Below are 22549 nucleotides of genomic sequence, written 5' to 3'. Positions count from 1 at the left end.
CTGGGCTTGATTTGTTGCTACACCTTCGCGACGCGCGCTGCCGGCCATTTCGGAAAGCTCGCGTTCCAAAGCTCGATGTTGAACACCTGGCAGTTCTCCACCAGCTGGCGTTTCCAGCGCGGAACAGACTTGCCCATCGGTGGAAGCTTCTTGGCGATCTCGTCCGAGAAGTTCGGCAGAAGCTCGTTGTCTTCGAGCGTGACCAGGCTGACGTAGTGAACCGGCTTTTGCAGGCACTCCTCGGCCCAGCGGTACAGGAAGGTGTCGATGAACTTGGCGGCAAAGGTGTCGCTGAGCGTTCCGTCTTGCAGCTCGCCATGAAACTTTGCCAAACCCTCAGCCTGAGCCTTGGGGTTGCCCGGGTCCTTCACCTCGACGAAGACAATGGCAGCCTCAAGCTCGACCACAAAATCGACGCGGTGCATTTGTCCGATGCCGTGATAGCCCGGCTGATCGGCTTTCATCTGGTCAAAGACAATTGCGTCAATGGCATCGGTGAAGTCGATTTCCAAGTCGCGCTCGCGCAGCTTCATTTGCCCAGACCTCCCATCTTGCGAGCGACCTGTTCCTTGGTCAGCTCATTGAAGGTCTCGGCGATGGCATTCGGCTCAATGGCGCGGTAGTCGTCCATGCTGTCGCGACGCACCTGGCCGGTGTCGGCATCGCGGGACAGCACATGGAAACGCACCTGATCGCCCTTACCCTTGTCCATCAGCAGGTCGAACCACTTGAGCAGCACGTAGTCGTGTGTGGCCAGGATGACTTGCTGCCCGTTGCGGGCGAGTTCCAGCAGGGCCTGCACCAGATCCCGCATCAGCTTGGGGTTGAGGTTGGATTCAGGCTCGTCCCACAGCAGCGGGCCGGTGGTGCCAGGGTTGAGGCTGCCGTTGCTGAGCAGGCGCTGCAGCATCCCAATTTTTCTAAATCCCTCAGCAGTCATTGCGCTAGAAACTAATGCCGACTCTGAAGGAGTGAATTGAATTTTGGAGCTCTTGAATACCTGTGCTGATGTTTCTTCGTTCTGTACGGATTGGCCAACCTTTTCCTCATACTGGCCAGCCTGAAAGCAGATATGGCCCTTCTTGAGAATGTACCTCCCTCCAATCAATTTGGTTATCCTTGGTACGATGCTGGAGAGGCGAGGGTCCTCCTGAATCCTTTTGGATAGGTTTCCTTCAACTCTATTGAAAAGTAGCTTAGCTAAATCGATGTAGCTGTCGTCGAAGATTAAATTGATAGTCTCGTCATCTGCCTTGCCAGAATTCAAGCCACGAGCTAGGGATAGCACTTCTTTCGTTGGGATGAAGAGTGCTTCGGCAGGAGTGATGTTCCCATTGCTTGTGATACGGACTGCAGTATCAGATCCTCCAAAGGCCGCAGTAACATCCCGCCCCGAATTAAAGTTGGCACTGAGCAAGGCTTTTCTACGTGACCCAGAGCGACGCAGCCCTCCCACTTTCTCGCTAAGCGGAAGATAGAGTCGGCAGAGCTTCTGCGCTAACTGCTCATCTGCATTTTCCCCATGCGCCCACGCTCCGCTCAAAGCGCGAATGGCCTTAAGAAGCTGAGTTTTCCCAGTGCCGTTCTCGCCGATGATGATGTTGATGCCAGGCGAGAAGTCGATGGCCAACTCAGTGAAGGCGGTGAAATTCTTGAGCTGCAGTTGAGTGATCATGCCGCCCTGCCTTGAGCGATGGCCTTGACCATCATCTCCATCTTTTCCGCTTCCGAGTTGCCGTCCACCAGGCGCAGATACGCTCCTCGGTACTCCGGCTTGTGCGTGTTCTCCAGCACAAAGGCGGTCGTGGACACCACTTCACCGCCGATGCTGTCGAAGGCCCGGGCACCCAGGTGGGCCATCGAGAGAATGGTGTGCTGGTCCAGGATGCGACTGCGCAAAGCTTCGAAGGACGACAGGAACATCCAGCTCTGCATGGTGATCATGGCAACCTCGCCAGCTTTCACCGTCAGATCCAGATTGCGCTCGATGAACATGGCAAACAGGTCGGACTTGCTGTTTGGGTAGTTCTCCTTGGCCCATGTGCTCAGCCGTCCATTCATCCCTTTGCCGCCCATGTAGGGCGGGTTGGCCACCACCACGGCATAGCGAGGGCCCAGGGCTTCGGCCATGCGCAGCACCTTGAGCACGCGCTGATGTGTTTCGGCCAGAAAGAGGTTGCCGGCCATGTCCTTGGTTTCCAGCGTGGCCAACACGTCGGCGACGTTGCCCACCTTGGGCACGATCAGCGAGCCGAAGTTGTCGGCCTCGCTGAACTGCTGCAACGTTTCGCGCAGGCCGTAGGTGAACAGGTCGCGGCCTACATGGCCCATGTACTCGTCTAGTTCTTGGCGGCTGAACTCCACCTTCTCCAGCACGGTGATGTTGGGCTTGACGCGCTTGTTAAAGAAGCGACGCTGGCGGGCGCGTGCCTTCATGGTCAGGGCGAAGGCGGCCAATTCGCCGGCACGTTCGTCGAGCTCAATGCCGTAAAGGTTGTGCGTCAGGATCTTTTCCGGGATCTCGGCTGCGTCGTAACCCTCTTCTTCGTAGATGGCGTACAGCAGGTCAAAGGCGTACGTGAGCATGTGGCCAGAGCCACAGGCAGGGTCGCAGACCTTGATGTCTTCGGGCCCATTGATGCGAAGGAAGTCGGTCTCCGGCTTCTCGGGCGGGATGTAGTAGGCCATCTGCTCGGCCAACTTTGAGTTGGGGCAGTTGAGCAGCCACAGGCGCCCAAGCGAGTTGTCCACCAGGTAGCGCACGATCCAATGCGGCGTGAACAGCTGGGTCGCGGCCGGGATGTTCTCGGGGGTGATCTTCTGGTTTTTTTTCAGCCCTTCGAAGACGGCATCCTTCTTCTCGGAGATGTAGAACTGGTATAGCCAGCCGATGACTTCGACAATTGGCTCGCCCGTAGCCAAGTCCTTGCAGGCTGAAGGCGTCATGGCCTCGCGGGTGTAGGCCAAGATGGAGTTGCCCGAGAGCAGGTCGTCGGGCATCAACAACTCGGTGTAGTCGTCGATGCGCTCGAACAAGAAGGGCATTGCCTGATGCCACGCGTTACAGGCAGCCACCACCAGCAGGCGGTAGGCCTCGCCTTGCGGATCATGGCTGGGGCTCTTGCCCGCCAGCAGATCGGCCACGAGTTGCTGCGTCTTGGCGGGCACCATCTCCTCTTCGATGTGGCCCATCTTGGCTTCCAGCAGGATTTCCGGCTGGAACTGACCTTCGGCAGGTGACACGATGCCGATGCGCGTGTAGCGGTTCACGTCCATGAAACGCAGCGCGCAGAAACGGTTGAACCAGGTGTAGGCCACTCGGTCGATGACCTGTTCCTTGCCGTAGCTCTTGATAGCGTCTTCCAGCTTCTTGACGGTCGACGCACTTTCGCGACGCGCTGCACTGCCTTCCGACAGCACCAAGGTCAGCTTGGCGCTCACTTGCTTGCCCAGGGTGCGACGGGCGAACTGGGCGAATTTTTTGAGTTTGCTGGTATCCATGGCCTGCCTCAGATCTGCACGCGGTTGCCGGCCAGGATTTCCTTCAGCCAGGCTTCGCGCTGTTTGTTCAGGTAGTCGTCGAGCTCGGCCTCATTGGTCAGCCAGGGCTTGGCGTAACTGACCTTGATGGTGCGGGCGGGCACCAGTTTGGGCTCGGGTGACGCGGGCTTGGTGGCTGTCGTGCTGGCCGGGGGCATTCCTTCGCCAACGGAAGACCTGACAGCTGCATCCGGGGTGGAACCAGGCGACGCAGGCCTCTCGGGCTTGGCCCATTGCTCCAGTTGCACCAGCAACTGGGGGAAGCGGCTGTCCTCGAAGTACCGCAGCTGATCACGGATCATGGCAATGCGCTTCTGGCCTTGCAGCGCCAGGCGGGCATCTGCAAAGGGCTGGGTCAGCTGCGCCTGTTGAGTGGAGCCGAGACGGCCATGTTCCTCGGTGGCTTGCAGCCTTTGTTCCAGCTCCGCAAGGCGGCTGGAGGCGGCCTCCTTTTCACTGGCCAACTGGTTGGCAATGGCTTGTTGCAGGGCATCAAGCTGCGGTTTGAGCTGCTGCAAGCGGTTGCCTTGCCAAGGTTTGCTGTCGGCCAGCAGGTTGCGAACAGCCTCCACTTCAGCTGGGCCCACATAGGCAAAGTTGTCCTCCTGCTCGGCAACCAACAAGCGGGCCTGCTCAAAGATGGCGCGCTGCGGGCTGTTCATGAAGCGCCGCAACGGGTCGATGATGTTTTCCTTGGTGTCGAGCAAGGCGTCTTCGGCACGGGCAAGGTCGGTCAAGAACCAATTAGGGTTCTTGCTCGCCACGTCCTTCAGGGTGGCCAGTACCGGCGTGAGCACGCTCAGGAATGGCAGCTGCGCTTTCTGGCCGTGCAGGTCGGCCAGTTCGATCTCCAGATCCTTCAGCGCGTCGATGGCCTCACGAGCAAGTGCCCGTGCCTCGTTGCTGCTGGCCGGCTTGTCGAAGAAGTCGGCAAAGAACTCTTTAAGCGTGCGCACTTGCGAGGCGCTGAATTCCACCTGTGGCTCAAGCACTAACTTGGCATGGGCATTGGTATTGCGCAGGCTGCGCTCCAGAGCGTCATGCTCCAGCGGATTGCTGTCTTGCCGCACCTCGACCTTGCCCCGTGCACACAACAGGGCCAGGTTGCACAGGATGGCGGCGTAGTACCAGCCGTAGTTCTTACGCTCGAAACGCTCAATCAAGCTCTTGACGGTGGTGCGCACGCCGCCCCGAGCGTTGCCCTGAATGAAGGCCAGCAGTTCTTGTTCGGGCTCGGTGAGGCTGGTGGCGTCGTTGGCGATCAGCCCGTCTTCCATCATGCGCAAATGCTTGCCGATGTCCGCCTCATTGAACGGTACGTCGCGCAGCATGCGCAGGTTGGGGTAGGTGGTTTGAAGCAGATGCTCAAACCCTTTGAGCACTCGTGTCTGGCCGTCTTCGGTACTGACGTCCATATCTGCGGCATTGATGATGAGCGTCGCCTTGCCTAGCAGCGCCTTGGCACGCACTTGCAGGTCGTTCAAGCGCTCGGTGTTCTGGAAGCCCTTGGTATCCAGGATGCGTTTGACGGCCTCTTGGGGGGTGTTGCTATTCTGGCGGATGTACTTCTCGGTGCGCTTGTACATCGTCAGGTCTTGCATGAAGCGCACATCGGCTGGCAAGACGACGCGTAGCTCATCACGCCCCATGCTTTGCATGCGCTGCAGGGTGACGTTGTCGAAGTTGTCCGAGAGTGGCGTGACGATGTGGATGGCCAGCTCGTGCTCACGGCTCAGCGCGCGGTCATCCATCTTGCGGGTGTAGGCGTAGTCCTGACCGTTGCTGTGGCGGATCTTGCGCTGTTTGATAACGCCATCGAACAGCAGCGTCTCCAGCTCTTTCAGGATGTCTGCGCTCTCAACCTCGGTGTTCTTGATTTCCTCTTCGACGTCTTTTTCTTCGTCGGTCAGGTACTCGTAGACATCACCATTACGCTGGATGTAGGTCTGTTGCTCCAGCAGGTTGAGTGCAGCTTCAAGCCGCTTGCGCTGCGCGGGCAGGTCGTCGCCAAAGCGCTCAAGCATCAGCACGCTGAGGTTGCGTAGCGTGGTTTTGAACTCTTTGACGTACTTGACCAGGAAGAGCGCCTTGAGCACGCGCACAGCGTAGGGGACGCCCAGGTGGCGTTCGGCATTGTTGATGGCGCTCTGAATCGCACTCTTGAGCGCGCCTCGGATGCCCTCGAACATGCGGTCGAAGGTGGCGAGCTGGCCAACTGGCTCCTGATCAATCGCGATCGCGACTTCCCTGAACACGCCGAGCATGGAGCGCTCGCCCACCGAGTTCGCCTTGCCTTCGAAGCCGTTGTGCAGCGAGATGCCACGGATGGCTGCTTGAAACAGCGGGAACTGGTACGGCACGAAGGGGTAGCAGTAGGTGAAATGTTCCGCGTCTCGGAAGTTCGTATATTGCTGACCGCCGTCTGCGAACTCGAACAGGGTTTTGAAGTTGTTGAGTTGCTGGTCGTAGGTAGTGGCAAGCAGCTCGGTACCGATCTTGTTCTTGGTGAGCAGGCGCTTCTGGATGACCTCAGCCACGTCGGCACTGGTGAGCTTGAGCCGGTTGGCAAAGCGGGCTTGGATCTTCGAGAAGTCGTTGCTTTGCTGCTTGTTCATGTCCCCCAAGACGGAGTTCATGTCCTCTTGGGCGGTAACGATGATCCAGGCGCGGCCCTGGCATTTGGTCGCCAAGCTCTCGGCGACCGTCTGCAGGTTGGTCATCAGCTTGGTGTTGTCGGCGATGTACTGCCCCACCTCGTCCACGAAGAAGTTGAGGCGGAAGTTGGCGGGCTTCTTGTCCAGCCAAGCCTTCACTTGCTCGCTGAAGTCCTCGATGGACACGCTGTACTGCGCGCGGTACTTGTCCAGAATGCCTTTGGCCAGTACCGGGTCTTCCCCGGTGATCTCTGCATAGGCGCGGGCGATGTTGCCCGACTCCAGCAGCGCCTGTTCTCGGCCACGCTCCCAGGGTTTGTTGGCCAGGCGCTGGTAGGCGTCTTTGAACGCATCCAACTGCTCCCGACTGTCCAGGTCTCGTTCGAACTGCGCGATGTAGCCCTGTTTGCCGAAGTAACCACACGTCTCGTTGAAGACCTTGACGAAGACCGAGAGTAAGGCGTCAGCCTGACTCTTGCTGATAATGTCGGCCTTCTGATCGATGTTGAACAGGATGCTCTTCGAAGGGATTGACGCGGCCTTTTTGAGTGCTGCGCGTAGCAGCTCATCCTCCTTCGGGATCTTGGGCAGGAAGATGTCGAGCGCGGAGCTGCCATCGATGCTGCGGTTCTCCAGCATCAAGGCCAGCATCTTCAAGAGATGTGACTTGCCCGAGCCGAAGAAGCCCGAGACCCAGACGCCGTTCGCACCGTGGTAGTCGTTGTAGGCATCAAGAAAGTGCGCCAGTCGCTTGGCCACTTCGTCTGTCAGCACATATTCGTTGAGCTCAACATAGAGGCTCGACTCGTCGTCGGCCTTGATGACGCCTTCTATCGGGCGACTGACCGGGTGCAAAAAAATGCGGTTGAGTTCCATCGGGTCTTTCCTCAAACCTGGGTCTCGAAAATATTGAAAGCGCGGTAGTACTTGTCGTCGTGCAACAGTCCGAACAGCTCCAGCGACGCCCCTTGCTCAAGCGAGTGACGGTACTCGCCAGGGAAGAACAGCACGGTGGGCTTGTCTTTCGCGGTGCTTTGAAGGTTATTGAGCACGTTGTGCGATCGGATGTAGGGGAAGACTTCCCCGATGCCGGACAGGAACAGCACGTCAAAATCGGTCTGCTGCAGTCGCTCGCCAATAGCGGGGATCAGGTAATCCTCGACACCGAGCACGTTCTGCAGCAGTTCGAGCAGGTTGTCCTTTTCGACATCGGTCTCGACAGCAATGAGTTCATCCCAGAGCCGGCTACCTTCCCTGCTGCCTTCGCGAGCTTGCAGCAACTTAATGCTGACGTCGTACAGATTGATGTCCAGCACCCTCACACCGCGCCCACCCAGGCATGGCACACTGAGATTGGCCAACGAGCTGATGAGATGACGTTGCAAGCGTTGCATCTCAAAGGCTTCGCTGGCGCGAAACTCGCAGATATAGAAGGGCAGATCGTTGTTCAGCCCACGCATCTGCAAGAAGCGCTCACCGCCGATCACCTCAATCAAATGCTCAAAGCGGTTGGATAGAGGTTGTTGACTGATCTTCTGGTTCATTGAAGCCATCTCTGAATGTCGTTTTCTGTGGCCGGGAAGATAAGGAGTTCTTGAAGCCCACGTCTGGCCAGGAGTTGTGCGAGGTGCGAACTGAGCTGGGCAGGGTGGATCGCGTGCTGATCTGACACCAGATCTGCTTCGCGAAGCATGCGAAACAGGTTCTGCCGCAGCTTGCACTGTGTGGAGTGTGCGATCTCATCGAGTTCTGCGTGCCAGAGCGCCTTGCCGTTGTAGAAGCTATCGTAGTCAGCGAATGACACTTGGCGGCGCAGTAGCACATACTGTTCGCGCAGCACCTCAATGGCGAAATCGCGGATGAGCGCGTACCGCCGGCAGGCTGCCACCCACAGTAGGTAGGCCTGATCCCGGAGGCCTGACTCCAGCAAAGTCTGAAGTTCGACTTCGTTCAATTGCTGCAGGCGTGCAGTGATCTCCTTGCTGATGCGGGTGGCCGCTGCAGCGGTGCGTACCTGCAGGAGGTTCTCTTGCCGCACCAGAGCGCGTGTGGCTGGCCAATCGCCGAGCCGCAGATAGCATTCGGCGACGGTGGATGCCTCTTGTAGGAAGAGACCGCCGGTCGTGAAGGACAGTTGATAGCGTTCTGTCATGTAGCCTGCTCCTTGCCCGGTGGGTAGCCCGGTGCCAGGATGGCTGTCTCGACGCCATACAGGGCCAGATGATCTTTCAGCCAAAGGCGATACTCGGGGCCGCGCAAGCAATGTTCTGGCGAGCAATCCACGCTCCACTTGCGCAGCGCGTAGCCAGCTAGTGCCGCGCGCAGTTTGAGACGCAGTACACCACCAAGCATGTCGTAGTCCATAAGGGTGATGTCGGGACGCGGCTGATCCGGATGTGGCACGAGATCCAACTCCACGATGCGCGTCCACTGCACGTCGTGCTCAGGCCGCTCGTGGCGCAATGGCGTATCTTTGGGGCAGGGAGTCGGATCACTGATGCGCGTGACCACGAAATCACGAAACTCTTGGGACTTGCGGTCAAAAGCGCGCACATGCCATCGCAGCCCGGTGTCGAGCAGCGCGAAGGGAGCGATCTCACGGGATGACTCGCCGCTGCTAATGGAGTGATAGCGGATGCTGAGTACCTGCCCCAGGTGAATGGCCCGGGTAATGCATGCCAGCACGTCCAGCCCGGGGGATGAGAGCCGCGATGGTGCGAGACATGGGAGGAGCGCATCAGAAGATGGCGCAGTGGCATCGCCCAGCTGCTCACCCAACCAGCTCAATACTTGAGATGAAGGTGTCTGGAATAGCGGTGCAAATTCGGCACCCAGCAGGTATCGCTTGCCTCGACTTTCGTAGTCAATGTTGTTCGGCGCCAGTTCTTTGTAGAGCGCTAGATCACGTGAGGCCGCAGCCGACTGGATGCCGAACCTCTGCATTAGGTCAGGGCGACGGACCTCCCCAAGGAAACGCAACCTCAGCTCGATGTGCTTGAGCCGATCCTTCTGTGGAAGTGGCAAGTGCGCAAGCGATTCGGCGTTCATGGTGGGCGACATCCAAGCAAAGACAAAACTCTGAGCTCAGTGTATCCGACAGGAACACTTATCACATCAAAATGATTTGATGTGCGTGCCTGAATGTTGAGTCTCCAACAGCGTTAACGGACTCATGAGCGGAAGTCATGTGTGCTGCTGTATAGACTCGCTCGTGCCCGGTGCGCACAAGGTCGTAGAGTTTGGGCGGTTGTCGCTGCAGATCCTCAAGACCATTGGCGATGGCTTGCGGCGTAGTTGCAAGACGGCCGATCGCGGCCTGGCTGGGTGGGGGCGTTACCTCTCCACCTGCTCCGTCGGCGGCATGCGCGTGGGCCACGGCCGTCAAGCCGGTACCTTTTCATCGTACCTATGAAAGGGGGCAGATATCGGGACGAGGGGTCACGCTCCCTCGTCCCGCCCCGATGCAAAACTATTCAGCCTGCGGCTCGATCTTCCGTTCCGCGCTATTCCTCTCGATCGCCTGCAGCAGGCTGAGGCCGCTCACCGTACACAGCCAGATCAGACCCCACCCAGCAGCCTCCCCCGCGTTCAGCCAGAAGAACCCGCTGAGCAGTGTCGACAGCGCCGCCACGATGATGCGTGGCACCGGCTGCGGGACCCAGGACAGGATCGCAGAGGCCAGCGAACTCATCAGCAGGACGTAGGCGATCCCGCCAATGTGACTTCCGGTTTGGTGGAATTCCATCTCCCCCATCGAGAACGCCATCCAGGGCATGAACCACAACAGCACGCCGGCGATCCCCAGCAGTGTTCCAACGACGCGTTTGTCCATTTGAGGTGTCTCCTTTCTGGGCTTACTTGCCGGCACGCTCGGCCTGGTTCACAAACGCCCCTTTGAAATCCTCCGGGATGTAGCTGTCCACCACCGTCACCTTCCCGCCGACCGATTCGGCCGCGGCGCGGACGTTATTCATCGTGCGCGGAATGAATTGGCTCGAATCGCCGATCAGCGAGCGCCCGACCGCAGCGCTGATCCCCTGCGGGGTCAAGCCGCTGCTCGCCCGCACGAAGGTCGCGTGGATATCGATGTGGTAGCCATCCTTGTAGGGCAGGACGCACAGGAAGAAGGTCGTCTGCTCACCATACTGCGCCATGCTGGTGTTTTCGGTGGAGACCGTCATCAGCGCGTTCTTGCAGACCGGGACACGGATGTTCTGGGCCTGGGAGGCCAGCAGCGCCCCCATCTTCGAATTCGCAAACGGATCCTGGAGCTCGAAGCGCCCCGGCGTCGCCGGCAGTTCCGCGGGGGGAATCTCCCGGTTCACCCGCAGCTTGCTGGCACTCGTCTGCACGGCGTCGAGTACCGCCTTTAGAAACTGGTTCCGATCCAGCGTGGCGGGTTTGACGTCGTAGATCACGAAGGTCGATTCGGTGTGAACCGAGGGTTTCATCGAGGCACAGCCGGTCAGCGCCAGGCCGAGTGCCAGTGCAGTAGTCATCTTGTACATGGTTTGTTCCTTATTCAAATTCGATTTGTGGGCCGTCTGCGCAGCGTCTGAAACACCGCGGCGGCCGGGGTTCGGTGGGTCTTGCGACCGTAAAGCTAAGGATTCCTTAGTATGCCATAGCTGTCCTTCCTAAGAATCTCTTAGTCCTCAGCACGGAGGACGGGGATGGAAGAGAGGTCAGTGTTTGCCAGGCGGCTACGAGCGGCCCGGGAGGCGAGGGGCGTGTCGCAAAAGCAGCTCGGCATCCTGGCCGGGATCGACCAGTTCGTCGCCAGTGCGCGGATCAACCAGTACGAGCGGAGCAAGCATGTGCCGGACCTGCACACCGCACAGCGGCTGGCCGCGGAACTGAATGTCCCGGTCTCCTACCTGTACGAGCCGGATGACGACCTGGCGCAGCTGATCCGACTCCTGGGAGCGTGCTCCCGGGACCAGCGCCACCAGTTGATCGCGCAGCTCCAGACGCCCTGAACCTGACGACACCCGCCTACTGCGGCCCCGCATCACGCTGTCGATACAGCGCCTCGATACGCTCCCGGCACTGCGCATGCGCCCGCTGGATCCCGCCCAGCACACTGAGCGGCGCCCGGCGCATCGCCCCGGTCCGCTCCGCGTGGCCAGCGTCGGTCAATTCACCCTGCAACCACAGGGCGTCCAGCAACTGAATGGCGAGATCGGCGCGAACGAAGAGGTCCACATACGCGCTCGCCAGCGGCGTGCGGATATCCGCACTCAAGGGCTCGACCCGGCCCGGTTCGCCCGAATTGAGGCCGGCGGCGTCGAGCTGGGCCCGCGTCCAGTCGATCATCTTCTCGACCTTGTGCGCCTGCTGCGCGACGCAGTCCTTTAGATGCTGCAGTTCCTCCAGGGGATAGGCATCCCGCAGAACGTTGGGGGCATAGACGCACACCGCGTACAAGCGGCAACTGGCCTCTTCGAAGTTCCACTTCCAGACACCGATCAGACGCGGATTGGCCAGATCGACGGTTCGGGTGATGCAGGTGCCACGCAGCGTCCGATCTGGAGGACGTATTTCAGGACGAGCGAAGCCATCATGTTGATCCATGAGAATCTCCAAGCAATTTGGGGGATGGGAATGACGGGACGTCCGCTGTCAGAAACAGCATACCGAAACGTCCCGACTTTCAAAGCGAGCGACCGGCGCCGCCGCGGTGGATTGCGGCGGCCCGGCCTGCCTCACTCCCGCACGACGTAAGGCCGCCCGCCCAGGTGGCGGTGATAGGCACCGAAGCCCCCGTCCCGCGCCGCGTGGCGGCTGAGGAGGTCGGCCTGACCCGAGAGGCGATCCACCGTCGACAGGATGTGGGCATCCAGGCTCAGGGGCTCCCGCAGCCCCAGCCAGTCGGGCGCCCCCTTGGCGGCGGTGATGGCGTGGAGGAGCGCCAGGTAATGGGCCTCGGGGATGATCACCCGATGCTGGGCCCGGGCGGCGGCGATCCATTCGAGGACCGTATGCTTGTGGCCCAAGAGCGCTCCGCGCTCCGTCATCTCGTAGCGGCCCCGCACCGGATTGAACTGGTACTCCTCCGCCTTGCCCGCGTCGTGCAGCAGGCTCCCGGCGATCAACACCGGCAGATGCACCTCCGCGTGATGGCAACCCAGGGTCCGCGCCCGCTCCGCGACCTCCAGCGCATGGCGGAAGTTACCGTTGCGGCCGTTGTGATGCCCCTGGAGCGAACTCGGCCCCTCGAGATAACGCTGAAAGCGCCGCGGATCCCAGAACACCGCGTTGAAGAGATGCTGCAGCGGCCGGCCCAGGCCCTCCCAGAAACGTCCCGCCCGCGCGACGAGCTCACGATCCCGGACCCAGGCATGGGGCACCGTATCGAAGGGGTTGAGGCTCGCCTCGGGCCGTTCGAGCTTCACGAGCCGGGCGATCCGGATCGCCCCCAGGGTGCTGGTCGGCCGACCCAGCCAGCGGATCGACACGAGGCTGCCGACGGTCAGGCGGCTATCCGGATGCCGGCACAGCCATTCCACCCGCAGCACCGCTCGCTGGTGGAAGACGACCGCCACATTGAGCAGGTTGCGCTCGTCGAAGGGCAGGCGCTCGATCGACTGGATCCGGAAGACCGGCGGCAGGCGGTCGATGACGTGATCCGGCTGGGGCAGCTGATTCACGGAAAACACAGTTTGGCGGACATCAGACATGGCGGCTCTCCTCGACGGGATTCACAGGCAACGGGGTGTCGGCAATCGACTGGGTGATCAGACGCTCGAAGGCCGAACCATCCCGGCGGGTCAGGTTGGGGACGTAGCGGGAATAGACCCGGAACAGCATCTCGGTCGTGGTGTGGCCGAGCTGCCGCGCGATCCACTCCGGCGCCTCGCCGGCGGCCAGCCACAGGGTTGCCGCTGTGTGCCGGCACTGGTAGGGCCGCCGCTTCTTGAGCCCCAGGTGACGGAGGAGGGGATACCAGACCCGGTTCGTCACGTTCTTGTGATCCAGCGGCTTGCCGAGCCGATTGCAGAACACGAAGCTCGAAACCTTCCCTGTCGCCGCCTGCTGACGCTTCAAGGCCTCAAAGACGAGCTGGCTCATCTGAATGTCCCGCTGCGAGCCGTCGGTCTTGGTGTACTCCTCGTCGCCAAGGACCACCGTTTCCCGCACCAGGATCAGCCGGCGCTCGAAATCCACGTACTTCCACTTCAGCCCATCCACCTCGCCAGTACGCATTCCGGTGAAGAAGCGCACGGTGAAGTAGTCGCGGAAGTCCTCCCGCACCGTGGCGAGGATGGCGCGCACGTCCTCGAGGGAGAACGGATCCACATCGGTGCGCTTGATGCGCAGCTGTTTGATGTTCTGGCAAGGCGTGGGAAAATTGAAGCGGTCGGCCGCTTCGTTGAGGATTTGCCTGAGCGGGTTCAGCATCTTGTTGATCCGTGCAGCAGACAACTTCGTTTCCTTGCCCCGCGCAGTCACTTTGCCGAGTTCGGCGCGGTAGGCAAGTACGTCAGCCTTGGTGATCTGGCCGACCGCCTTCTCCCCGAAGCGGGAAATCAGGCTGTCGAGTTCCCGGCGGACGGTGATCCGGTGGGACTTGCGCCACTCCACCTCCTTCTCCAGATACCAGGTCTCCGCGAAGTCCTTGAAGAGGGGCGTCGGGGCGACCGCGGGTGCGCTTGGTGCGGTCACCGTCACGGCCACGCTGACCGCCGGTGCGGCGTCGAAGCGTGCGGCGTTCTTGCTGGCCGGGAAGTAGCGTCGGTAGTCGAAGGTGCCGGCAGCGATGTCGGCTTCGATGCGGTCGAGAACCTTCTGGACTTTCTTCCGGTTGGTAGCTGTATCGGGGAGAGCGGTTTGCTCACGGCACCGGAAGCCTTGAAAGTAGAAGTCCATGATCAGGCAGCCCGTCTCCTTGCGGATTTGAATACTAGCCATGGCACACATCTCCGTTTGCCATGGGGATGCCGAAGGCCGGGGCAGCAAGCTGCATGTCGCGCTCGATCGTTTCCCAGATGTACAGAATCTTCCGGCCGCCGAAAGGGCGAAAGTAGTGGATGCCTTCGAGCAGAACGCTGTCCTTCAAGCGTTCTCTGATCGTGCGGGAGTCGTACTTGATGCGCTCCGACAACTCGTCAGTTGTCAGGTAGGTTTTGTTGTCCATGGCTTCACCTCATGTTGTTTGTTGAGTTCGTATGATGCGTATAAGCATCACACAAAGCTCATTGTAGGCATATCGTGAAGCCTGTCAAGTTTTTTTGATACTCTTACGCATCACATGCAGCTATGGAGCCACAGTCATGCTCAGGTTCAGGCTCAAGGAGCTGATCGCAGAAAAAGAATTTCGGGAGAACAGGGTCGTTACGCTCGTCGAGATCGCTGCGGCAACCGGAGTGCACCGGATGACCCTCTCCAAGCTTGCCAACCACCGTGGGTACAACCCGACGGGGGATGTGTTGGACAAGCTCTGTACCTACTTCCGTTGTCGTATCGAGCAACTGGTCGAGCACATCCCTGACGATCAGGTCACGGGAAGCACAACTCAAAAGCACGGGGAGCGGTGAGACCAGGGCGAGCGACCAGTCACAGGCTGGTCGCACTTTGGTCACAGAATGGTCACGGCGGGGAGTAGAAACAAAAATGGGCCAGATCTTTCGATCTAACCCATTGATTTGTTTGGCGCGCCCGACTGGAGTCGAACCAGTGACCCCTGCCTTCGGAGGGCAGTACTCTATCCAGCTGAGCTACGGGCGCGCGGTTGATGACAACTTTGCGTTGTGCGGCGCGCAGGATAGCGCGATTCGGCGGCGGAGTCCATGCTTGTCCTGACAGAAGTTGAATAGCCCCGCTATAATCAATGCCTTATTCAATCTTGCCCGTACTCGAGGAATTCAGCATGTCGGATTTTCGTCGCTCTGCCCCCGTTCGTTCCTACGCGCGGATCGCGCTTTCCATTGGTGTTGCAGCCCTGGCCACTCAGCTTGTGGGTTGCGGCAAGAAAGCTGCCGTCGACGAAGAGCTCGCCGCCAAGCTGATTCAGCCGGTTGCCAGTGTCGTGCTGGCCGCTGCGCCTGCCGTCGCGCCGGGCAGCCGCAAGGGTGAGGACATCTACGCTTCCGTGTGCGGTGCCTGTCACGAGAGTGGTGCTGCCGGTGCGCCGAAGGCTGGCGACAAGGCTGCCTGGGCGCCGCGTCTTGCGCTGGGCTTCGACGGTCTGGTGAAGTCGGCTGCGGCTGGCAAGAATGCAATGCCCCCGAAGGGCGGCGCGGCCGATCTGACCGACGACGAGCTGAAGCGCGCCGTGGCTTTCCTGGCCAACAAGGCGGGTGCCGGTTTCAAGGCTCCGGACTGAGTACGGGTTCTTCCGGTCCGGCGCCCCTGGGGGCGCGGGCCGGAGCAGGACGCCGGCTACGGACGTAAAAAAAGCGCAGACATCATGTCTGCGCTTTTTTTGTAGGGTCCCCCGCGCATGCCGTCAGGCTTTCATCCTGAACCGGAGTTCAGGGAGGTCGCATTCCTTCCGCATCAGGCACACTCGACGAGGAGCGCGCACACCAGCAGTTTCTATGGGCAGCGACCCATGTCACGAAGACATTGGTTCAAGGAATTTACAGCCTTAACCAACACCGCAGGGGATTAATCAAACCTTGTTTCAGCCGCTGTTTTAAAGGGGCCCGGAAGCGTTTTTACTCTGCCAGGGCGCCGTCCAGACGGCTGTTGATGGACTCGATTCTACGCTTGAGTGTCGGGATGTCAAACCCGCCGGCACGCTGAAATTGTAGAAATTCGTGGGTGACGTTGAGGGCGGTCATGACCGCCAGACGCTCGCCGGCCGAGTTGGTTTTTTCGGCGAGGTCGCGCATTTTGTCGTCGAGATAGGTGACTGCGGCGAGCAGGCCGTCTTTTTCTTCGGGCCGGCAGGAAACGCGGTATTCGCGGCCCAGGAGCTTGATGTCGAGCTGTTCCATGTCAGGCCTCGGGGATGCGGGCAAGTAAGGCCTCGAGGCGGCTACCGGCGAGTCCGACCTTGTCGGTGAGTTCGCGGTTGGCGTTTTCGAGGGTCGTGATCTGCGCCCGCAGGTTGCGGTTCTCGGCCTGCGCAGCAACACATTTGCTGATCAGCAGGTCGAGTTTTTGTTCGAGAGAAGCGAGTTCGGCGTCCATTGCGGGAATGTTAGAGAGGGGCGGGGAAGCGGTCAAGCAAGCTTGTCCATGGATGGCGCCCGCAAGGCGTCGGCGGCGGCGCCGGGGCCGAAGCAGTCGGCCAGACGCGGCAAGTCCATGTGCGCTTCGATGCTGTCGGCGAGTCGCTCGAGATCGGCCTGGCGCCGGGCGGACAGGTCGATGCGCTCGGCGTCGGTCACGCCGGCCCAGGCGAGGAGGGCGGCGAGCGCGTCCGGGTGATCGAAGAGTCCGTGCAGGTAGCTGCCGAGGATCTGCCCGTCGTCCGACAGGGCGCCGTCGGGGCGGCCATCGGCCAGAAGCGTGCTCGGGTGTTCCAGTGCCGGGCCGCGGGTGATGCCCATGTGGATTTCGTAGCCGGACACCGGGGCGTGGCCGGGCAGGGCGAGGGTACCGGTGATGTTGTGGAGCTGCTTTTCGGCTTCCAGCACGGTTTCCAGATCGAGCAGGCCGAGACCATCGATGCTGCCCGGGGCGCCTTCCAGTCCCAGTGGGTCGTGGAGTTGGGTGCCGAGCATCTGGTAGCCGCCGCAGATGGCGACGATCTTGCCGCCGTAGCGCAGGTGGCGCCGGATGGCGTCGTCCCAGCCCTGTTTGCGCAGCCAGGCGAGGTCGGCCTGCACGGCCTTGGAGCCGGGCAGCACGATCAGGTCGGCGGGCGGAATGGCCTGGCCGGGCCCGACCCAGCTGAAGTCCACCTGCGGATGCAGGCGCAGGGCGTCGAGGTCGGTGTGGTTGGAGATGCGAGGATAAACCGGCGCAACGACGCGCAGGCGCGCTTCGCTCTTCTCGGCGCGGGCGTCGGCGAGGCCGTCTTCGGCATCCAGGAAGAGCCCGTGCAGGTAGGGCAGCACGCCGAGTACCGGGCGGCCGGTGCGTTCTTCGAGCCAGTCGAGACCGGATTGCAGCAGGCCGATGTCGCCGCGGAAGCGGTTGATGACGAAGCCCTTGACCCGCGCCTGCTCGCTCGGCGAGAGCAGGTCCAGGGTGCCGACCAGGTGTGCGAAGACGCCGCCCCGGTCGATGTCGGCGATGAGGATCACCGGGCAGTCCACCTCTTCGGCGAAGCCCATGTTGGCGATGTCGCGGTCGCGCAGGTTGATTTCGGCGGGGCTGCCGGCACCTTCCACCAGCACGGCTTCGTATTGCTGGGTGAGGCGGCCGTAGCTTTCGAGCACGGCGGCCATCGCCCGCGGTTTGTACTCGTGGTAATCGCGTGCCGACAATTGAGCGACGGCGCGGCCGTGGATGATGACCTGGGCGCCGATGTCGGTGGACGGCTTGAGAAGCACCGGGTTCATGTCGGTGTGCGGTTCGAGGCCGGCGGCGACGGCCTGCAGGGCCTGGGCGCGGCCGATTTCGCCGCCATCCACCGTTACCGCCGAATTGAGCGCCATGTTCTGGGGCTTGAAAGGCACGACGCGCACGCCGCGCCGCCACAGCAGGCGGGCCAGGCCGGCGACCAGCGTGCTTTTGCCGGCGTCGGAGGTCGTGCCCTGAACCATCAGGGTGTGGGCTTGACGCATGACTTACAATCCTGAGTGCAAAAAGTTTTCGATTATCCCATGTCCGTCCTGTACCTCGCCGCCCTCTTCCCGATTGCCATTCCGATGGCGTTGGGCCTGCTGCTCGACCGCCTGTTCGGCGAGCCGCCACGTTTTCATCCCCTGGTGGGCTTTGGCCGCTATGCCGCGGCAGTGGAGCGGCTGTTCCGGCGCCTGGGCGCCAACCGCGGTGTCGGGCTGCTGGCCTGGAGTGCGGCGGTGCTGCCGTGGGTGGCGCTGGCCGGCTCCCTGCGCATCAGCAACCTGTGGCTGGGGCTGGTGCTGGACGTGGGCCTGCTGTATTTCGCAATCGGCAGCCGCAGCCTGGCCGAGCACGCCCGCGCGGTAGCGACGCCGCTGCTGGCCGGTGATCTGCCCGGCGCGCGTCAGCGTTTGTCGTGGATTGTTTCCCGCGATACGCGTGAGCTGGATGAAACCGGCGTGGCCAAGGCCACCGTCGAATCGGTACTGGAAAACGGCAACGACGCCATCTTTGGCGCGCTGTTCTGGTTTGCCGTGCTGGGCGGGCCGGGGGCGCTGATGTTCCGCCTCGCCAATACGCTGGACGCCATGTGGGGTTACCGCACCGAGCGTTACCTGCGTTTCGGCTGGGCGGCGGCGCGCATCGATGACGTGCTCAACTACATTCCGGCCCGTTTGACGGCCCTCAGCTACGCGCTGCTGGGCCACACGTCCAATGCCCTGCGTTGCTGGCGCACTCAGGCCCCGAGCTGGGACAGTCCCAACGCAGGCCCGGTGATGTCGGCCGGTGCCGGATCGCTGGATGTCGCCCTCGGTGGCCCGGCCATCTACCATGGACAGCTGGAAGAGCGTCCGCCGCTGGGCGCCGGCAAGCCGCCCGGGGCGGCTGATATCGACAAGGCCCTGGTACTGGTGCAGAACAGCATCTGGCTGTGGCTGCTGGTGGTCGCGGCCGTGAGTGTGTTGAGCCATGCTTGAGCACGGTGGGCGGTTGCGCGCTGCGGCGCGGCATTACGGGATTCCGCTGGCCGACTGGGTGGATTTGTCCACCGGCATCAACCCGCAGGCCTATCCGGTGCCACCCCTGGCGCCCGAGGCCTGGCAGCGCTTGCCGGAGATGGATGATGGGCTGGAGGCGGCGGCGGCCGCCTTTTACGGCAGTCCGAACCTGCTTCCGGTGGCTGGCTCGCAGGCGGCGATCCAGGCTCTGCCGAGCTGTTTTTCGCCGGGGCGGGTGGTGACGCTGGCGCCGACCTACGCCGAGCATCCCTACGCCTGGCGCGATCATCAGGTGCGCGCGCTGCCGGCTGCCGGGATCGATGCGGCGGTTGCCACGGCCGACACCCTGCTGCTGGTCCAGCCGAACAACCCGGATGGCCAGTGTTTTCCCCGTGAACAACTCCTTGCCTGGCATGCCGGGCTGGCCGACCGCGGCGGCCGTTTGATCGTCGACGAGGCCTTCCTCGACGCCGAGACGGCGGCCAGCCTGGTGCCGCTGGCCGGGTGCCCCGGACTGGTGGTGCTGCGCTCGATCGGCAAATTCTTCGGGCTGGCCGGTGCGCGGGTGGGTTTCGTGTTTGCCGAAGCGGCGCTTCTGGAACAATTGGCGGAACGCCTCGGGCCGTGGGCCGTCTCAGGTCCGGCGCGGGCAGTGACGGCTGCCGCTTTGTCCGACCAGGCCTGGCAGGCCGCCGCGCGGGCGCGTCTGGTGGCGGATAGCCGTCGGCTGGCCGATTTGCTTGATCGCCACGGACTCGTTGGTGGTGCCGGCACGGCCCTGTTTCAGTGGCGGCCGACGCCGGCTGCCGTGGTGATCCATGCGCGGCTGGCGGAGCAGGGCGTCCTGACCCGTTTGTTTGAAACTCCGGCGGGCCTGCGCTTTGGCTTGCCGGGCCATGAAATCGAGTGGGCCCGCCTTGAAGCGGCCCTCTCCCGACTGTAAGCCGATTGTGAGACTCCACCCCATGCGCCGTTTGTTCCTTGCCCTGCTGCTCGCCTCTGGCGCCGCTCACGCGGCCATCGACCTCATCGACGACCAGGGTCAGGCCGTCCACCTTGCCCAGCCGGCGAAACGCATCGTCAGCCTGGCGCCGCACATTACCGAGATGCTCTTTGCGGCGGGGGCCGCCGACCGGGTGGTGGGCGCGGTGCAGTACAGCGACTATCCGGAGGCGGCCAAGAAGATTGCCCGTGTGGGCGGCTACACCTCGGTGGATATGGAAAAGGTCGCTGCCCTCAAGCCCGATCTGGTGATTGCCTGGAAAAGCGGCAACCGGGACGCCCACCTGGGCAAGCTGAAAGCCCTCGGCATTCCGGTCTTCATTAACGAACCGCGGCGCATCGACGATGTGGCGAAAAGCATTGCCCAGCTTGGCAAGCTGGCGGGTACCGAGGCAGCCGGTGACGCGGCCGCCCAGGCCTTTCGCAAGCGCCATGCGGCCCTGTCGGCGAAATATTCGGCGCGGCCGCCGGTGCGCCTCTTCTACGAAGCCTGGAACCGTCCGCTGATGACGGTTAATGGCGAGCACCTCATTTCCGACGTGATCCGCCTGTGCGGCGGCGAGAACGTTTTTGCCAAGCTGCCGGTGCTGGCCCCGGTGGTGGATACCGAGGCCGTGCTGGCCGCCGCGCCGGAGGCCATCGTTGCCAGTGGCATGGGTGAGGAGCGCCCGGAGTGGCTGGACGACTGGCGTCAGTGGACGCGGCTGAGCGCGGTGGCGCGGGGCAACCTGTTCTTCATCCCGCCGGGGTTGATCCAGCGCCACACGCCACGCATCCTCGACGGTGCCGAGCGCTTGTGCGGCCAGCTCGACGAAGCGCGGGCGCGGCGATGAAGGTGCGTGGACTGTGCCTCGCGCTGCTGCTGGCGGGGCCTGTGCTGGCTGTCGACAGCGGTCCGCTGCCGGGCGAGATGGTCACGCGCATCGGTCAGGTGGCGGCGCTTCCGGCCGACCAGCGCCAGGTGCCGGGTTTTGCCGGTGCCTGGCGCCGAGCGAGTGCCCAGGACAAGGTGCTGGCGCGCATCGTCGCCCTCGAGGCCCGCATCAAGCCGTGTGCCGACGTGCGCGTGGTGGATACCGTGCAGGCCGCGCCGGATCTCATCGAAACCCGTCCGCAACGCATCCATCACGCGCTTGAACGGTGGACCGTGAATGCCTGCGGGGTGATCCGCAAGTACGACGCCTGGTACAGCTTCGAGCAGAGCGTGTCGCGCCTGATGGTGGCGGAAAGCGGCACCGGAGACTTCCAGGCCGTGCTCGATCCACCCTACCGGCGCCTGCGCGAACTGGCGGCTGTTCGCAGCACGGAGGAGGCCGGCGGTGCGGTGCGCTGGCTCAACCTGCCCCTGCCGGCGGATAGTTTGCCGGTGGCCAATGCCAACAGCCCGGCCGGCTGGAGTGCCGACTTTGTGCCGGCCGGCGACAGCGCGCGGGAATGGACCCAACTGGTCGGTGTGCAGGGCCTGCCGCGCCTGAAAAGCCCCGGCCAGGCCCGTGCGCTGCTGGAAGGCATGCAGCAGGCCCGTGCGCGTCGCTGCGGTGTGGCGCCCGCTGCGGTGGAAGCTTTGCCCGCCGAAGAGGCCTCGTCCGGCGCCAGCCTGCAGACTTACCTCGTCTGCCCGCAGGTACCTGACACCAATTACGCCGAAATGGCCGTTGTGAAAGCCATCGAAGGGCCGGATTACCTCTACGTGGTCCAGCGTGCCTGGCGCCTGCCTGCCGCCGACGCGGCAAAGGTGCAGCTCGACAGCCGCAAGCCGAAGCTTGCCGCCGAAGCCTTCCTGGCCCAGGTGCGGCTGTGCAATCCGGCGGGCGACACGTCCGCCTGCCCGTCCCCCTTCCCCCGCTGAATCTGCCGAGAAAAGCCATGTCCCGACTCCCCCGGCGCATCGTCTGCCTGTCCACCGAAACCGTCGAAGTGCTGTACCTCCTTGGTGAGGAGGCGCGTATCGCCGGCATCTCCGGCTTCACTACCCACCCGCCGCGGGCGCGCAAGGAGAAGCCCAAGGTCAGCGGCTTCAGCAGTGCCAAAATCGAGCGCATCCTCGCCGTCGAGCCGGACCTGGTGCTGGCCTTCTCGGATCTGCAGGGCGAGATCGCCCGCGATCTGGTCAAGGCTGGCGTGGCTGTGCATGTCTTCAACCACCGCAGCGTGGACGGCATCCTGGCGATGATCGAAACCGTCGGCCGGCTGGTGGGTGCCGAGGCCAGGGCGCTGGCGCTGGTGGCCGAGCTGGAGCAGGGCATCGCCACTGCCCGGGTTGCAGGCGAAGCGCGTGCGGCGCGGCTGGGACGTCGGCCGAAAGTCTATTTTGAAGAGTGGAACGAGCCGCTGATCACCGGCATCCGCTGGGTGTCGGAGCTGATCGGCATTGCCGGCGGTGAAGACTGCTTTGGCGAGTTGTCGGTGCATCACAGCGCCAAGGACCGCATTCTCGCCGACGCGGCGCTGGTCATTCCGCGCGCGCCGGATGTGATCATCGGGTCGTGGTGCGGCAAGCACTTCCAGCCGGCCCACGTGACGTCGCGGCCCGGCTGGGATGTGTTGCCGGCGGTGCGTGACGAGCGGGTGTTTGAAGTGAAGTCGGCGATATTGCTGGCGCCGGGGCCGGCAGCCATCCGTGAGGGCCTGCCGGCGATCGCCCGCTGTCTCGACAGCCTGGGCTGACGTACG

General features: G+C 62.4%; 24 protein-coding genes, 1 tRNA gene and 1 other RNA gene. 8 read left to right on the top strand and 18 right to left on the bottom strand.

All coding sequences use genetic code 11. From position 1 onward, the window contains the following. Positions 1-17: 17 nt before the first annotated feature. The 9 genes from ETQ85_RS05715 to ETQ85_RS05675 form a co-directional block, all read right to left on the bottom strand. Positions 18-533, bottom strand: a complete 516-nt coding sequence (locus ETQ85_RS05715) for a hypothetical protein (RefSeq protein ID WP_148578094.1) — start codon at positions 531-533, stop codon at positions 18-20. Further along, positions 530-1675, bottom strand: coding sequence for an AAA family ATPase (locus ETQ85_RS05710; RefSeq protein ID WP_148578093.1), 1146 nt, complete (start codon positions 1673-1675; stop codon positions 530-532). The genes ETQ85_RS05715 and ETQ85_RS05710 overlap by 4 nt, the downstream gene beginning before the upstream one ends. Next, complete coding sequence (gene pglX / locus ETQ85_RS05705) at positions 1672-3501, bottom strand: BREX-1 system adenine-specific DNA-methyltransferase PglX (RefSeq protein WP_148578092.1); 1830 nt, start codon at positions 3499-3501, stop codon at positions 1672-1674. The genes ETQ85_RS05710 and pglX overlap by 4 nt, the downstream gene beginning before the upstream one ends. Positions 3502-3509: 8 nt before the next feature. Continuing rightward, positions 3510-7070 (bottom strand): BREX system P-loop protein BrxC, encoded by a 3561-nt coding sequence (gene brxC / locus ETQ85_RS05700; protein WP_148578091.1) that lies wholly within the window; start codon positions 7068-7070, stop codon positions 3510-3512. An 11-nt stretch (positions 7071-7081) separates the two neighbouring features. Continuing rightward, entirely contained in the window at positions 7082-7738 is a 657-nt protein-coding gene (locus tag ETQ85_RS05695; RefSeq protein WP_148578090.1) for a DUF1788 domain-containing protein, read from the bottom strand. Then, complete coding sequence (locus tag ETQ85_RS05690; RefSeq protein WP_148578089.1) at positions 7735-8346, bottom strand: DUF1819 family protein; 612 nt, start codon at positions 8344-8346, stop codon at positions 7735-7737. The genes ETQ85_RS05695 and ETQ85_RS05690 overlap by 4 nt, the downstream gene beginning before the upstream one ends. Next, positions 8343-9242 carry a helix-turn-helix transcriptional regulator gene (locus ETQ85_RS05685; protein ID WP_148578088.1) on the bottom strand — a complete coding sequence of 300 codons (900 nt, stop codon included), beginning with the start codon at positions 9240-9242 and terminating at the stop codon, positions 8343-8345. Before ETQ85_RS05685 ends, ETQ85_RS05690 begins: the two co-directional genes overlap by 4 nt. Positions 9243-9663: 421 nt before the next feature. Next, positions 9664-10026 carry a hypothetical protein gene (locus ETQ85_RS05680; protein WP_148578087.1) on the bottom strand — a complete coding sequence of 121 codons (363 nt, stop codon included), beginning with the start codon at positions 10024-10026 and terminating at the stop codon, positions 9664-9666. Between the two features lie 22 nt (positions 10027-10048). Beyond that, a complete protein-coding gene (locus tag ETQ85_RS05675) occupies positions 10049-10702 on the bottom strand; it encodes a hypothetical protein (protein WP_148578086.1) in 654 nt (217 codons plus the stop codon). Between the two features lie 165 nt (positions 10703-10867). Between ETQ85_RS05675 and ETQ85_RS05670 the strand changes: the two genes are divergently transcribed. Beyond that, positions 10868-11173, top strand: a complete 306-nt coding sequence (locus ETQ85_RS05670; protein WP_148578085.1) for a helix-turn-helix domain-containing protein — start codon at positions 10868-10870, stop codon at positions 11171-11173. A gap of 16 nt (positions 11174-11189) precedes the next feature. Here ETQ85_RS05670 and ETQ85_RS05665 read toward each other — a convergent pair whose 3' ends face one another. From ETQ85_RS05665 to ETQ85_RS05650, 4 genes are all read right to left on the bottom strand, one after another. Then, on the bottom strand, positions 11190-11768 hold the full coding sequence (locus tag ETQ85_RS05665) for a hypothetical protein (RefSeq protein ID WP_148578084.1): 579 nt from the start codon (positions 11766-11768) through the stop codon (positions 11190-11192). Between the two features lie 131 nt (positions 11769-11899). Then, positions 11900-12874, bottom strand: coding sequence for an HD domain-containing protein (locus tag ETQ85_RS05660; RefSeq protein WP_148578083.1), 975 nt, complete (start codon positions 12872-12874; stop codon positions 11900-11902). Beyond that, positions 12867-14105: a site-specific integrase gene (locus ETQ85_RS05655; RefSeq protein WP_148578082.1), complete on the bottom strand. Its 1239-nt coding sequence runs from the start codon at positions 14103-14105 to the stop codon at positions 12867-12869. Before ETQ85_RS05655 ends, ETQ85_RS05660 begins: the two co-directional genes overlap by 8 nt. Beyond that, the gene (locus ETQ85_RS05650; RefSeq protein WP_148578081.1) at positions 14098-14331 is read right to left on the bottom strand and encodes a hypothetical protein; all 234 of its coding nucleotides are present in this window, start codon (positions 14329-14331) and stop codon (positions 14098-14100) included. The genes ETQ85_RS05655 and ETQ85_RS05650 overlap by 8 nt, the downstream gene beginning before the upstream one ends. A gap of 136 nt (positions 14332-14467) precedes the next feature. On the opposite strand from ETQ85_RS05650, the gene ETQ85_RS05645 reads away from it, so the two are divergent. Continuing rightward, complete coding sequence (locus tag ETQ85_RS05645) at positions 14468-14731, top strand: helix-turn-helix domain-containing protein (protein ID WP_148578080.1); 264 nt, start codon at positions 14468-14470, stop codon at positions 14729-14731. 113 nt (positions 14732-14844) lie between these two features. Here the strand turns inward: ETQ85_RS05645 and ETQ85_RS05640 are convergent. Further along, positions 14845-14921: transfer RNA gene (locus ETQ85_RS05640), tRNA-Arg, on the bottom strand. Between the two features lie 142 nt (positions 14922-15063). On the opposite strand from ETQ85_RS05640, the gene ETQ85_RS05635 reads away from it, so the two are divergent. Continuing rightward, the gene (locus tag ETQ85_RS05635; protein ID WP_148578079.1) at positions 15064-15519 is read left to right on the top strand and encodes a c-type cytochrome; all 456 of its coding nucleotides are present in this window, start codon (positions 15064-15066) and stop codon (positions 15517-15519) included. 104 nt (positions 15520-15623) lie between these two features. On the opposite strand, the gene ssrS is transcribed toward ETQ85_RS05635, so the two are convergent. The 4 genes from ssrS to ETQ85_RS05615 all read right to left on the bottom strand — a co-directional run bounded on the left by ssrS (position 15624) and on the right by ETQ85_RS05615 (position 17875). Continuing rightward, positions 15624-15805, bottom strand: a non-coding RNA gene (ssrS, locus tag ETQ85_RS05630) — 6S RNA. 48 nt (positions 15806-15853) lie between these two features. Beyond that, a complete protein-coding gene (locus tag ETQ85_RS05625) occupies positions 15854-16135 on the bottom strand; it encodes a cell division protein ZapA (RefSeq protein WP_148578078.1) in 282 nt (93 codons plus the stop codon). Position 16136: 1 nt separating this feature from the next. After that, positions 16137-16331, bottom strand: coding sequence for a hypothetical protein (locus ETQ85_RS05620; RefSeq protein ID WP_148578077.1), 195 nt, complete (start codon positions 16329-16331; stop codon positions 16137-16139). 32 nt (positions 16332-16363) lie between these two features. After that, positions 16364-17875 (bottom strand): cobyric acid synthase, encoded by a 1512-nt coding sequence (locus ETQ85_RS05615; RefSeq protein ID WP_148578076.1) that lies wholly within the window; start codon positions 17873-17875, stop codon positions 16364-16366. Between the two features lie 39 nt (positions 17876-17914). Here ETQ85_RS05615 and cbiB point away from each other — a divergent pair, with 39 nt between their 5' ends. The 5 genes from cbiB to ETQ85_RS05590 are packed head-to-tail and all read left to right on the top strand — an operon-like array spanning position 17915 to position 22543. Further along, positions 17915-18853 carry an adenosylcobinamide-phosphate synthase CbiB gene (cbiB, locus tag ETQ85_RS05610; protein WP_187394589.1) on the top strand — a complete coding sequence of 313 codons (939 nt, stop codon included), beginning with the start codon at positions 17915-17917 and terminating at the stop codon, positions 18851-18853. After that, positions 18846-19817, top strand: coding sequence for a threonine-phosphate decarboxylase CobD (gene cobD / locus ETQ85_RS05605; RefSeq protein ID WP_148578075.1), 972 nt, complete (start codon positions 18846-18848; stop codon positions 19815-19817). Before cbiB ends, cobD begins: the two co-directional genes overlap by 8 nt. A 22-nt stretch (positions 19818-19839) precedes the next feature. Continuing rightward, positions 19840-20709 (top strand): cobalamin-binding protein, encoded by an 870-nt coding sequence (locus tag ETQ85_RS05600; protein ID WP_148578074.1) that lies wholly within the window; start codon positions 19840-19842, stop codon positions 20707-20709. Further along, positions 20706-21725, top strand: coding sequence for a hypothetical protein (locus ETQ85_RS05595; RefSeq protein WP_148578073.1), 1020 nt, complete (start codon positions 20706-20708; stop codon positions 21723-21725). Before ETQ85_RS05600 ends, ETQ85_RS05595 begins: the two co-directional genes overlap by 4 nt. A 17-nt stretch (positions 21726-21742) precedes the next feature. Further along, entirely contained in the window at positions 21743-22543 is an 801-nt protein-coding gene (locus tag ETQ85_RS05590; RefSeq protein WP_148578072.1) for a cobalamin-binding protein, read from the top strand. Positions 22544-22549 lie beyond the last annotated feature (6 nt).

The sequence above is a fragment of the Zoogloea oleivorans genome, assembly GCF_008107625.1.
GTDB classification, from domain to species: Bacteria; Pseudomonadota; Gammaproteobacteria; order Burkholderiales; family Rhodocyclaceae; genus Zoogloea; species Zoogloea oleivorans.
This window is presented reverse-complemented; position numbering and strand designations above follow the sequence as displayed.